The organism is Microcoleus sp. D2_18a_B4, assembly GCF_036702475.1.
Lineage (GTDB): Bacteria > Cyanobacteriota > Cyanobacteriia > Cyanobacteriales > Microcoleaceae > Microcoleus.
Window position 1 is genome coordinate 1 of sequence record NZ_JAUBTL010000081.1, and the last position, 12,349, is coordinate 12,349.

The 12,349-nt window shown below is 45.2% G+C and carries 10 protein-coding genes; 3 read left to right on the forward strand and 7 right to left on the reverse strand.

Features of this window, described 5'->3' with window-relative positions:
* Positions 1–218: 218 nt before the first annotated feature.
* Positions 219–1,142 carry an AraC family transcriptional regulator gene (locus tag QUB04_RS29490; RefSeq protein WP_333290016.1) on the reverse strand — a complete coding sequence of 308 codons (924 nt, stop codon included), beginning with the start codon at positions 1,140–1,142 and terminating at the stop codon, positions 219–221.
* A 280-nt stretch (positions 1,143–1,422) separates the two neighbouring features.
* On the opposite strand from QUB04_RS29490, the gene QUB04_RS29495 reads away from it, so the two are divergent.
* Entirely contained in the window at positions 1,423–2,484 is a 1,062-nt protein-coding gene (locus QUB04_RS29495) for a TIGR03032 family protein (RefSeq protein WP_333290018.1), read from the forward strand.
* A 97-nt stretch (positions 2,485–2,581) separates the two neighbouring features.
* On the opposite strand, the gene QUB04_RS29500 is transcribed toward QUB04_RS29495, so the two are convergent.
* Complete coding sequence (locus tag QUB04_RS29500; protein ID WP_333290020.1) at positions 2,582–3,220, reverse strand: pentapeptide repeat-containing protein; 639 nt, start codon at positions 3,218–3,220, stop codon at positions 2,582–2,584.
* 57 nt (positions 3,221–3,277) lie between these two features.
* On the opposite strand from QUB04_RS29500, the gene QUB04_RS29505 reads away from it, so the two are divergent.
* Positions 3,278–3,823 carry a phosphatase domain-containing putative toxin gene (locus tag QUB04_RS29505; RefSeq protein ID WP_333144232.1) on the forward strand — a complete coding sequence of 182 codons (546 nt, stop codon included), beginning with the start codon at positions 3,278–3,280 and terminating at the stop codon, positions 3,821–3,823.
* Positions 3,824–4,123: 300 nt separating this feature from the next.
* Here the strand turns inward: QUB04_RS29505 and blaOXA are convergent, their stop codons facing one another.
* The 5 genes from blaOXA to rnhA all read right to left on the reverse strand — a co-directional run bounded on the left by blaOXA (position 4,124) and on the right by rnhA (position 8,349).
* On the reverse strand, positions 4,124–4,996 hold the full coding sequence (gene blaOXA / locus QUB04_RS29510) for a class D beta-lactamase (protein ID WP_333290022.1): 873 nt from the start codon (positions 4,994–4,996) through the stop codon (positions 4,124–4,126).
* Positions 4,997–5,141: 145 nt separating this feature from the next.
* Positions 5,142–5,555 carry an MAPEG family protein gene (locus tag QUB04_RS29515; protein WP_333290024.1) on the reverse strand — a complete coding sequence of 138 codons (414 nt, stop codon included), beginning with the start codon at positions 5,553–5,555 and terminating at the stop codon, positions 5,142–5,144.
* A gap of 305 nt (positions 5,556–5,860) precedes the next feature.
* A complete protein-coding gene (locus tag QUB04_RS29520; protein WP_333290026.1) occupies positions 5,861–6,325 on the reverse strand; it encodes a DUF3037 domain-containing protein in 465 nt (154 codons plus the stop codon).
* Positions 6,303–7,091: a HipA family kinase gene (locus tag QUB04_RS29525; protein WP_333290028.1), complete on the reverse strand. Its 789-nt coding sequence runs from the start codon at positions 7,089–7,091 to the stop codon at positions 6,303–6,305. Before QUB04_RS29525 ends, QUB04_RS29520 begins: the two co-directional genes overlap by 23 nt.
* A gap of 247 nt (positions 7,092–7,338) precedes the next feature.
* A complete protein-coding gene (rnhA, locus tag QUB04_RS29530) occupies positions 7,339–8,349 on the reverse strand; it encodes a ribonuclease HI (RefSeq protein ID WP_333290030.1) in 1,011 nt (336 codons plus the stop codon).
* Between the two features lie 539 nt (positions 8,350–8,888).
* Here rnhA and QUB04_RS29535 point away from each other — a divergent pair.
* On the forward strand, positions 8,889–12,349 hold a 3,461-nt coding region (locus QUB04_RS29535; protein WP_333290032.1), incomplete at its 3' end, for a two-partner secretion domain-containing protein.

Below are 12,349 nucleotides of genomic sequence, written 5' to 3' on the forward strand. Positions count from 1 at the left end.
ACCCGATCGTTTAACATCATAGATGTTTATTTTTGTCAACTTTCTTGTTAAGAAAGATCCTTATAAAGCATAGCTTATTAAGGGGGGCTAGGGGGGATCAGATTCTACGGGACCTCATAAAAAATTGGTCTGAATTCCGTTAACCTGTGTATCAATTTATTCCCTAACAATATTTATAATTTGCTGCTTCCTGGTTGCGCTAGCCAAATTGCGAAAGATTAGTTTCGCAAAATGTCCGAAGGCTTTTTCCCAAAATGCTGCTGGAAATATTTTGTAAAGCGACTAGGATTGTAAAAGCCATATTCAAACGCAATTTCCGTAATCGTTTTGTTGCTCTCGATTAACTCCATACGAGTGGCTTCAAGTCGAGCAGTTCGCAAAAATTGACTGGGAGAGACACCGTAATAACGAGCGAATGCTGTTTGCAAAGAACGACTGCTACAGTTCATGGCGGAAGCAATTTGTGCAATTGTCAGCTCTTGTTTCATATTTGCTCGGATGTATTCGGCCGCCTCTCGCACGCGGGCGATCGAAATTTCCGATACTTTAATAATCGATGGTTCTAAAGTGTTGTAAGATGAACCTTGGACTAAGGTAGAAAAAATAGCGGTTTCTAAATTGTCAATTACCAGTGGATGTCCATTAGTGTCAATCAAATTCGACAGCATTATGACCATTTGATATAGAGATCGACCGTAAAGAGTAGTGCGATCGATAACTTGCACCAGGTTAGGACGTTCAATGGATTTGTCAAGATACTTGCTCATTTCAGTTAAAAATCGAGCTTCATCTATATAAATTGATATTGCGCTGTATGTGGCTGAGTGCTGAAGATGGATTAGTTCGCCTCCCGGCTGAGTTATCAGCAAATTTCGATCGTTCACGATGAATTCGTTAGACCCAACTTTCAATAAATGATCGCTGTCAAAAAATGTGAAACCTATTTTTCCAGGAAAAGTATATCCTGCGGTATATGTACTCCCAGCTTCCCAAACAACACTCACGAACTCGAAGTTTTTTAACTTAGCAAGCCGCCATTGAATTTTGTAATCTTTGGAATAGAAAATATGTTTAGTAATACCCGATACTTGCTTAAGATATATCTCTGGATCGTTGATTTCAATATTTAAATCCCAGACCATGATTAAATCCTCATATTTTACACCCACAATAAATTATATCAACTATGTGTAAATATTTATACCTGTTCTGGGGGTTTTTACGGAAATTATCTCAGGTCGATGTGGGCGGGTTTGTGAGATTCTGGGTTTTAGGCAATTATGGTTGGTGAAGGAAACCTCTACATTCAAGAGGTACATTTTGATTTATAGTTGGGTGGGGGCGGGTTTATGAGATTGTGAGTTTTAGGCAGTTATTGTCTGTAAAACCCGCCCATACGGAAATTAAAATTTTACAGGTTTTATGAATAACGACACAAATGTCAATACAGCCCAAGAACACGATATTTTTGGCGATCGCGATTTTCCATCTTGGTTAACCTCTCAACAAATCAGTCTCGCTTGCACCACCTATCAAACCAGCAGGTTAATGTTAATTGGTGCTGCACCCGAAACGAACAGAATCTCGGCTTTTTGGCGAATATTCGATCGCGCAATGGGCCTCTACTGCACGCCGGAACGCCTTTATTTAAGTTCAAAATATCAACTCTGGCAATTAGATAATGTCTTAGAATCCGGGAAGTTATACCAAGGATACGATAAATTATATATACCAAGAATAGGTTATACTACAGGAGATATCGACATTCACGATATCGCAGTCGATAAAAATAATCAAATCATTTTTATTAGCACTTTGTTTAATTGTATCGCTACTTTGAGCGATCGCCACAGTTGCAAACCTCTCTGGAAACCCGGTTTTATCTCACAATATATAAATGAAGACCGCTGTCACCTCAACGGTTTGGCAATGGTAGCTGGGGAAGCGAAATATGTCACAGCGTCGAGTCAGTCGGATGTGGTGGATGGCTGGCGCGATCGCAGAAAAAATGGCGGTATAGTTATTGATATTGAATCTAATGATATCATCGTCACAGGATTGTCAATGCCGCATTCACCGCGCTGGTATCAAAACAAATTGTGGCTACTGAATTCGGGGAGAGGAGAATTCGGTTATGTGGATTTAGATACAGGGAAATTTGAGGCGATTACGTTTTGTCCGGGATATGTGCGAGGACTAGCTTTTTGGCCAAATTGGGCTATTGTTGGACTCTCGAAACCGAGGGGAGGTGACAACACTTTTAGCGGTTTAGAATTGGATGAGTTGTTAGCAGCCAAGGATGCTGAGGCTCGCTGTGGTATGATGGTGATTGATTTGACTACGGGGGCGATCGTTCACTGGTTGCGGTTTGAAGGAATTGTCACAGAACTCTATGATGTACAAGTAATTCCTCAAGTACAAAAGCCGATGGCGTTGGGTTTTCAGACTGACGAAATTGCTCAGTTAATTACTTTGGAACTTTAACCGCAGATGGTGGCTGATATACGCGGATGGACGCAGATAAATGTTGACAGGATGTATGCAGAGGGTGTGAGAGGGAGTATTTAAGCTGGATTTGATATTACTCAACAATCGCCCCATCTAAGCTGGTTTTTCTTAAGTCTGTTCTCGCTAAATTTGCACCTCTTAAATCAGCACCTGTTAAACAAACATTGCTTAAATCTGCATAACTCAAATCCGCACCTCTGAGATTAGCATCCGATAAATTTGCTCCTGATAAATTCGCCCTCACAAGTTGCGATTTACTCAAGTTACAGCAACTCAAATTTGCTGCTGGCATCTGTGCTGCCATTAAGTTGGCTTTGCTTAAATTAGTGCCGCTGAGGTTAGCTAAATTTAATTTAGCATAACTCAAATCAATGTTTTCCAAGCAAAGTTCGCTCAATTGCGCGCATCGCAAGTTAGCATTAATAAAAAACCTGTCTCCAATCGCATAACGGCGCAGCAATTCGTCAACTCCCAGCCGAATTAAAACGGGTTCGCAAGTATTTTGGTAGCACCACGATGTCTCCAGCAAACTAGCGGCTGCTTCAATTGCTACTTTGTCGGATTTAGGTAGGACTAAACTATTGCACCCATCCCACTCACCGTTGAGCATAAATGCCATGTCAGAAGCTGCTGCAATTGAGTCGCATAACAAAACGGTTTCTGGTTTGGGTTGCAGCCAGTTCATTAAACCAATCGAGCTGTTGTTTTTCACTGTTGATTCAGGATTTGTTCGTCTTTCTTAATTATAAGTAAAAATATTGAAAACATTATGCACAAATTCGCTGCGGCTTCAGAGAATGAATTAATTGTGTTTGGTGCAGCCAGACCAGGATACCGCGATGCAGAAATTGCTGGGTGGATTGAATTTATGCAGGGGCATAATATCAAGCAAGTTTGCTGCTTGCTCGCTCAGACGCAACTCATCCGCTACAGTGATTTACTGGGAACATATCGGAAAATATTTGGGTGCGATCGAGTTTGCTGGGCGCCGATTGCAGACTTTGAATTGGTCGATCGCGATATTTTAATCGATCGCATATTGCCGTTCTTGGAATCTGCAAATAGCAAAGGTGAACGGGTGGTAGTTCACTGTTCAGGGGGGATCGGACGTACAGGACAGGTTTTGGCTGCTTGGTTGGTCAGCGGGCGGGGATTGTCTAACAAACAGGCGATCGCAGCCGTAAAAAAAACTGGCAGAAATCCCTATGAAGCAGCAATCGCAGCTTGTTTGAAAGGTCGAAACCCCTGGCTAGTCGTTGAAGAACTTAATGCTCTCTTAGATGATTGTCGCCTTGCTGCGAGAAATGATACATAGCACTATACCAACTATAGCAATCCTAAATCAGTTGTAAAAATATGTAGGGGTAGTGCTACCCCTACTCCCCGTGCCTACCCCCCACGGATCGGGGCAACCACGGGGGGTTTGCCCCTACAACAATTACACAATTCATGTAGAATCGCTATATATATATGTGCCAATTGCGTAAGTCCTAAAAGATTTAAAAGACTCGGCTTCCTACGATCGAACTCAGGCATCGAATAAATGGGTGTTTTGGCTATCACCGTTAGCCGCCCCGCTGGCGTTTTTGCGAATATTACAGAACAAATAACCCACTTACAGCAGCCCCAGATCCTTGAAGCAACGGCGCGTTAACTCGATTCTTGCAGCTCCGTCATTATTGTTGCGGATGTCAATGTTTGTAGCAAAAAAGTAAACATTTTTATCCTTTTCTAAATAACCTACATACCAGCCAATTTGAGGCTTTGTTTGTTCTCCAAAATTTGCCCATCCTGTTTTTGCCCTAATTGTGTAATCGGGAGTTTGTTCAACAATTATGATGTCTTTAACCAGAGACAGCGAGCGCTCAGAAAAGGGTAAGTCATTTTTGTATAGACGCCGGAGAAACTGAATTTGCTCGTTGGGTGTGATTCGCAGTTCTCCCTCTAACCAGAATTTGTCAATATCGTCTTTGTTACCGATTTTTTGGTTGCCATAACCGACTTTAGCTACCCATTTTTGCATTTGCTCGTGTCCGACTCGGCGGGCGAGAACTTGGTAAAACCAAACGGCGGAAAGTTTCATGGCTTGTCTCATATTCAAGTCTCGATTCCATGCGGGAATTTGCCTTTGAGTTCCATCCCAAGTTAGAACGGCAAGCTCATCTGAAATTACCCCTGTTTCTAAGGAAATCAGAGAGTTGAGAATCTTAAATGTAGATGCAGGTAAAAAAGCTGTGGCGTTACGCTGCGGGTTGTGTTGATAAAGCCGATCGCTATTCAAATCGTAAATCGCGATCGAGCCTTCAACTCCTAGTTCTTGAAAGTGCCGTCCAAAATTCATTGTCTGAGCCAAATTTCCTCCGCGCTGTGGAGATTCTTGCACTGGATGTGGCACGGTTAAGGCTGATTGCGGTGGCTGAACTAAAACAGAAATAATGCAGCCTAATACCATTAAAATAACAGCGATCGCACGAGATATTCGGTTCATAAACTTCGATAAATTACCCAAATCACAGGCAGTAATGTCACAGGCGCGATCGACTTGTAAGGTACACCTGACTTACGCTGTGTAAGAAACAATTAAGGTTTGCCCATGACGCATCCTACTATATATGTGCCGCGTAATTTATCAACTATAAAACTGCCATAATAGTTAAGGCGACCAAGCAGCTTAACTGAATTACTAAGCTGAACAACCGAAACTTTGGATCGAGGCCAGCGATGTGAATCACTGAATGTACAAGCCGAAATAGAATGTACACAACAATCAGCAAATCTACTGCTGTTCCTGAAACACCCCTAACTGTTAGAAGAAAAACAACTCCCAAATACAAAGGCAGGTTTTCTATCAAGTTGGATTGTACTCGAAAGAGTCGCCAAAGCAAGCTGTCGTCGTTTTGTGTGCCGAAATCTTTTACAGATCCGCCCGCAGATAGATGCCGAATCCTGACTGTTAGCAGCATGATAACAACCGCGATCGTCCACAAAATGAAAATTGCTAAACCCCAGAGAGGGAAAGTCATATTTGTCTGTTCAATTTGCATCATCTTTCTACCTTGCGAAACTGCTGCTAACACTTTAGAAAAGTTATCAGTCAAGACTCTTGTTGTGGCGTTCTCATTTTTAGCTAAAACAGCTTGAGGATGCTTCTATTCGGACTGTTTTCCGAAATGGATAGATCGCCTACCAAGCTCAAAGTAGCATCTAACTGAGATATTGCACCATTCTCAATAAGCTTTTTAGGAACAGGCAAGATGCCTGTTCCACAAAGAGTGAATTTTCTTGTGGAACAGGCATCTTGCCTGTTAAGCGAGAATGGTGCAAGATGTGAGATATAACCGACAAGCTGACACTAACTAGAGTGCGATCGCATCTCCTGAGTATCAATTCCAGCCGCTAGCAACCGAGCCTTTACAGATGGTTTTCGGCAAGACGATCGCACCATTGTATCGAGCAAGTGTTCGATCGCACCCGGTAGATTCTGGCAAAAACCAGTGTGTACGCGCGATGTCTGAACGATCGTGCTGCGGGGTGCTACGAGCCAGTGAAAGCGCTCTCTGTGGGGAAGTTGACCGATCGCGCCAGATTCGGAGCCGCCTGCACAAATGATGGGAATGACTGCTAGGTGATTGCGAATCATTTCCAGATCCAACGTTGAGTCGATCGCCATCAAGCGCTGTTCATCAATTTCGATACGGGCTTCGAGGAATTTTTTCGTACCGCAGGAAACGATCGCCCCCACGTTGATAAACTCCTCGCGCTCGACTTTGGGAACGACGCGGATAATGGCATAATCATAAAGAAATCGATCGGGCACTAATCGCTTCCTCCAAAAAAATATGTGGTGATTCTAGCCGATTTAGCAGGTACTCGATATAAGCATTTCGATGTTCGTTGCTATCGCTGAAAGGAGAATCTCCCACCAGCCAAGCATCAGGAATTAGTTTAACAATGTTGCGAATGATGTCCGGCGTTAGCGTTTGAGTCATCTTTAAATTTGCCGCTTCCAGCGTGCTGGCAAAACGCAGCAGAACGTGGTCTTTGATTGGGGGAAAACGATCGCGGCTGCGCGAGAGATAATCTTTCCAGGTGTGGTGGAAGTAGAGGGCTGCACCGTGATCGATCAGCCAAAGCCGGCGGTGCCATACCAGCATATTTGCATTGCGCGGCGTGCGATCGATGTTAGTCACAAAAGCATCGAACCAGACGATTTCTGAGGCCAAATCCGCCTCAGACTTCCCCGCTATCGGGTCAAATGTGATGGAACCGGGGAGATAGTCGAGGGCGAGGTTGAGGCCTGCACTTGCTCGGATCAAATCTTGAATTTCCGGATCAGGCTCAGTGCGAGCCAGTTCGGGATCGAGTTCAACAAAGACGAGTTCGGGGACAGGGAGTCCGGAGGCGCGAGCAATCTCTCCCGCCACTAGCTCGGCGATCAGAGATTTGGCTCCCTGGCCCGCACCGCGAAATTTGAGCACGTACATACCATCATCATCTGCTTCGACGATCGCGGGTAGCGACCCGCCCTCGCGCAAAGGAGTGACATATCTGGTAGCAGTGACTGTTCGCAAGCTGATACTCATGCTATTTTCGATTTTCGATTTTCGATTTTCGATGGGAAATCACTGATTTTATGAGGGTTGTGAGCAGGGGCTTACAGATAGTTGGATTCTTTCTTTTAACTGGGACTGATGTTAACTAATCTGTTTACTCAACTGATGACTAAAAGGACACAACTAATGTTGTGTCCCTACGGAATTTTGCCAAATCTTGCTTTGAGACAGTCATTAGTCATCAGTTATTAATCAACCAATAACTCATGACTAACCACTAATCAGTTGTACTAACGTGGTCGATTCTCTCTAATTGCCAGAGAATTTGGTTGCCTTCGCGCCGCACCCGCGAAACTACCCAATTTCGCCAAACCCAGTTGTCTCCACGACTGGTGACAGCGCTGGCATTTACATCCATCAAATCAGCCAGTTCAGAACTGGTAATCAAGTAGCCTTTCGTAGCAACCTCGTCGGCGATGTGCAACGTTTCGATCAGATTGCGGAGGTCCTGAACCCTCACCTCACGGGGCAAGTTCTCCAGGGTATCGGCAGTTGAATCCATCATGGTAGAGTTGGAGATCGGAAGGTCAGAAGTTATGACATAGGATTCTATCGTTTTGTTACCAGTTGCGTCCGTTTCTTCCGAAACAATTGCGTTGTCAAAGCGTAGGGGCGGTGCCCCCGTGCCCGCCCCGGCCTCGTCTCCCGTTGGTTTCTGCTGTTTGTTACCAGTTACGTCCGTTTCTTCCGAAACAATTGCGTTGTCAAGGTGTAGGGGCGGTGTCCCCGTGCCCGCCCCGGCCTCGTCTCCCGTTGGTTTCTGCTGTTGCAGTTCGGGAGTGAGATTGTGGGAGAAGCTGCGGGCGATTTCATCGCATCTGTCGTTGTAGAAGTCGCCGGAGTGGCCGCGGACGTGTTCCCACTTGATTTGCCGGGAATTCAGCTTGTCTAGCAGATGCCAGAGGTCTTGGTTGACAACATCTTTGCCCGTTGAGGTTTTCCAGCCTTTATTTTTCCAGCCTTGAATCCATTTAGTGATGCCGTTTTTAACATATTCGCTGTCGGTGTAAACGGTGACAGGTTCGGTTTGACCGGAATTGGCAAAAAATTCCAGCGCAGCGACGGCAGCTTGCATTTCCATGCGGTTGTTAGTGGTTTGGGGGTCTGCACCTCCAAGTTCGTGACAGTTGCCGTCGGCGAAACAAACTACTGCACCCCAGCCGCCGGGGCCTGGGTTGCCGGAACAAGCGCCGTCTGTGTACAAGCTTTTGATTTTGGGAGTTGTCATGAGCGAATTAATGTGTAATTTAGAGGTAAGTTGTTTGCAAGTGCGATAATTCAGGCAATGGAGATAGTTTTACTTGCTGCTGTCAGGAACTCAGGACTGAAGTCACTGAGCTTGTAAGAAATTGCAAGCTGTTCTGACCAGACCCCTCTGATGAGGAGACGTTATTTAGGTCACGACACCGGAAAATGCGACGCTAGTTTTGGGCTCTGTCATCTGCAATTAAACAGTTTTAAAGTCACTAAAACAGTGTTGCAGGTCTAACAAGCCTTTATAACCAGGTCGAAGCGCACATTACCCCGCAAGGGAGGCTCATTTGAGCAAAACACTATGCGCTCGCGGGTTGAGAACTTGAGATGGCAATTGTCCCATTGAAAGTACATTACAAAAGTACACCGAGCAATCAATCCCAAGGCGGTAGTAAGGAACCCACGGTATCCCGGAGGTTTCGATGAAAAAAGATTCAAGGCGGTTGAAACCGCCACGTCGTTTCCCACGAGTAGTCTAAATACACGCTCGTTTCCCACTTACCGAATTTTTTTATGAAAAATGCCAACTTAAAGATTAAAAAGGTTGCGCTATTTATTTGTCCATTTTCTTTGTTAATTTTTAATACTTTCGCGCAAGCACAGCCCATAGTGCCTGCTGCTGACGGTACGGGTACTGTTGTCACCCCGATCGGCAACCGTTATGATATCAACGGCGGCAGTTTGTCGGGAGACGGCGCGAATCTTTTTCACAGTTTTGGGCAGTTCGGCTTGAATCAAGGTCAAATTGCTAATTTTCTGACTAATCCGGCTATTCAGAATATATTAGCTCGAATTGCTGGCGGGGACGCTTCGCTAATTAACGGTTTAATTACTGTCACGGGCGGCAATTCTAATCTTTTTCTAATTAATCCTGCGGGGATTGTGTTTGGCCCGAACGCGAGTTTGAATGTGCCGGCGGCTTTCACTGCAACTACTGCTACTGGTGTCGGTTTTGGTTCAAATTGGTTTAATGCTGCAGGTACAAATAATTTTAGCGCGTTGGTTGGTACGCCAAATGGTTTTTATTTTAGTGCGGGTGTACCGGGAAGTATTGTTAATGCTGGCAATTTAGCGGTGACTCCGGGGCAAAATTTGGCTTTGCTTGGCGGTACGGTTGTTAGTACCGGGCAGTTGTCGGCTGCGGGCGGGCAAATTACTGTTGCTGCTGTTCCGGGAGATAATGTTCTCCGCATTAGTCAACCGGGGCATTTGTTGAGTTTGGAAATAGCAACGGGCGGAAATTTGGGTAATTCTCAACAGACTTTGAATCCTGTTTCTTTGCCGCAGTTGCTGACAGGTACTGGGCAAAATCAGGCGGCGGGTGTTGCGGTTGCGGATGACGGTTCTGTGCGGCTTGTGGGTTCTGGTTTGCAGGTGAATTCTGGGGATGTGGCGATTTCTGCTAATGTGTCTGGGCTGCCGCAGTTGAGTGCGGGAAGTGCGAATTTATGGGCTGCGGAAAATCTCACGTTAGCGGGCGCTAGGCTGCAAACTACGGGGGATTTGAGTTTGCTGGGTGGGGATGCGGTGCGGGTCAGGGACAGCGCCCAGAATCCTTTTTTGGCGCAGGCTGGGGGGAATTTATACATTCAGGGCGATCGCACTATTGATATTCTCACTCAAAATGCGATCGGCGGTTTATCTCTTCCCCCGCAATTCCAAAGCGGCGGCAATTTGAGTTTGGTTAGCAACGGCGTTATTTCGGGGGATGCTCACTTTGTTTCGGGTGGCAATTTTTCGATTCGCAATTTGTCGGGAATGCCAGGAAACTTTGTCAGTTTATTTGACCCGATTATCAGTTCGGAAGGAGATGTTTTCTTTGGAGATTATACCGGAGTTTCGCTGAAAGTCGAGGCGAGGGGGAGCATTGTTGCCGAGGAAATTACAATTACCGGCCCCGATATTGCGTTGGGTAGGGAAAATGTGAGTGGCGATCCAGATATTGCTATTTTAACCAGCAGTCCGGCCTTAATTCTGCGGGCGGGAGTGGCAAATCTGGCAAATTCTCCTAATGTTCCTAATTCTCCTACGGATACTCCGGGTGATAATGAACAACCTAATCCTTTAGGTGACGATGCAATATTTACTCCTGGGTCTATTTTATCGAATAATTTGATTTCTGTTGAAAATATTTCGGCCGGCGGGCCGGTGATTTTGTCAGCGCCGGGAACTATCGCAACTAGAGATATTAATGGCGGTCAAATTAGTCTCGAAAGCAGAGAAGGGGCAGTGCTAGTTGGGGGCAGATTAACGTCTAGTTCGACAATTAATATTCAAGCTAATGACAATATTATATTGACAAGTGACATTTCTCGTGCTGATATCAACGGCAGTATTAGTCTGAATACTGTTCGAGGCAATATAGTAACAGGGTCGATCGATACTGGGACTTCCGGGGCGATCGAACTCAGAGCTTTTGGCAATGTGAATTTTGGGACTTTGCAGGGATCTAATGTTGATATTACCAGTAACTCCGGGGCCTTGGGAGTTTTGAGCGATCCGAATATTATAGTCCCCAATACTACACCAGTCAATATTACAGCAACTGAAAATATCAGTTTGACAGCTTCTAGGGACTTAAGGGTAGGCAATCTCACCGCTGCGACTGTCAATGCTAGCAGCAGCAATGGGAATGTTAACACGGGGGCGATCGCTACTTCTGGAGATGTCAGAATTGTAGCGGGACAGGAAATCAACGCTGGGGCAATAACTGTTAATCCTGTTGCCACAAACCCAGTTAATCCCATTATCCCTACAGTCAATCTGGACGCCCTAACTAATATTAGCGTTGATTCCATCAATGCTCCGGCGGCTACGATTGCTTTGAGAGCAACCAGCAACTTAAATGCAGGGAGTTTGCTGGGGGGTTCAGTCGATATCAATAGCGATCGGGGAACTATAGCGATCGGTAATACTACATCTATTGGGAATATTAATATAATAGGTTCGGGAAATGTAAATTCAGGGGATTTGCTGGGAACAAAAATTAATGTAAATAGCAGTTCTGGAATTATTGATATTGGCCGCGCTACTGCCACAGCAAATACTGTCACTTTAACAGCGCCGCTGGATGTGAATTCAGGAGATTTACGGGGAGTTGGAGTTAATGTAACTAGCAATACGGGAAGGATTAATATTGGCAATACCGAGGCCACAACAGGAAATGTCAGTTTGACAACTTCTGGCAATGTAAATTCAGGAGATTTGCGGGGAGTTGGAGTTAATGTAACTAGCAATACGGGAAGTATTGATATTGGCAATACCGACGCCACAACAGGAAATGTCAATTTAAGAGCGCCCCTCGATGTGACTTCACGGGATTTGCGGGGAGTTGCAGTTGATGTCACTAGCAGCAGGGGAACTGTCAGCAGTGGTAATATAAGTGCTGTTGAAAGTGTGGGAATTTTAGCGGGAAGGGAAATCAGAATTGGACGAATAAATGTTAATCCTGTTGTTAGGGTCGATCGCACTTCTACAGTAAATCTTAACGCTCAAAATGATATCAGTGTTGCATCCATAAATGCTCCAGGCGGTAATGTTGAGATCGCAACTCCGGGTTTAGTTCGAGTGACGGGTACTTTTGACCAAAACGGCACTCCTGTTAGCGTCTCGACTCTTGGCGACACTCAAGCGGGTACAGTTACGATCCGCCACGGCGGCGGCGATGTCAATCCGCCGATACCTTTTGCGGTGGGAGATGCGACGACTAACGGTACTGCTGGGGCGATCGCCAGCAATGCTGTGGGTACGATTACTCAGGGACAATCTTTTATCAATTCTTACACTCAAGGCAATAGTGCGATCGTCACTACCAACCAACCAACTAATCCCGACAATCCCGATAATCCCGACAATCCCAATAATCCCAATAATCCCAATAATCCCAATAATCCCAACAATCCCAATAATCCCAATAATCCCAATAATCCCAATAATCCCAATAATCCCAATAATCCCAATAATCCCAATAATCC

What these genes read in the sequence shown, in the direction of transcription:
- blaOXA (WP_333290022.1), bottom strand. Translation starts at nt 4,996, where the DNA reads ATGAACCGAATATCTCGTGCGATCGCTGTTATTTTAATGGTATTAGGC.
- QUB04_RS29515 (WP_333290024.1), bottom strand. Translation starts at nt 5,555, where the DNA reads ATGATGCAAATTGAACAGACAAATATGACTTTCCCTCTCTGGGGTTTA.
- QUB04_RS29490 (WP_333290016.1), bottom strand. Translation starts at nt 1,142, where the DNA reads ATGGTCTGGGATTTAAATATTGAAATCAACGATCCAGAGATATATCTT.
- QUB04_RS29495 (WP_333290018.1), top strand. Translation starts at nt 1,423, where the DNA reads ATGAATAACGACACAAATGTCAATACAGCCCAAGAACACGATATTTTT.
- rnhA (WP_333290030.1), bottom strand. Translation starts at nt 8,349, where the DNA reads ATGACAACTCCCAAAATCAAAAGCTTGTACACAGACGGCGCTTGTTCC.
- QUB04_RS29505 (WP_333144232.1), top strand. Translation starts at nt 3,278, where the DNA reads ATGCACAAATTCGCTGCGGCTTCAGAGAATGAATTAATTGTGTTTGGT.
- QUB04_RS29525 (WP_333290028.1), bottom strand. Translation starts at nt 7,091, where the DNA reads ATGAGTATCAGCTTGCGAACAGTCACTGCTACCAGATATGTCACTCCT.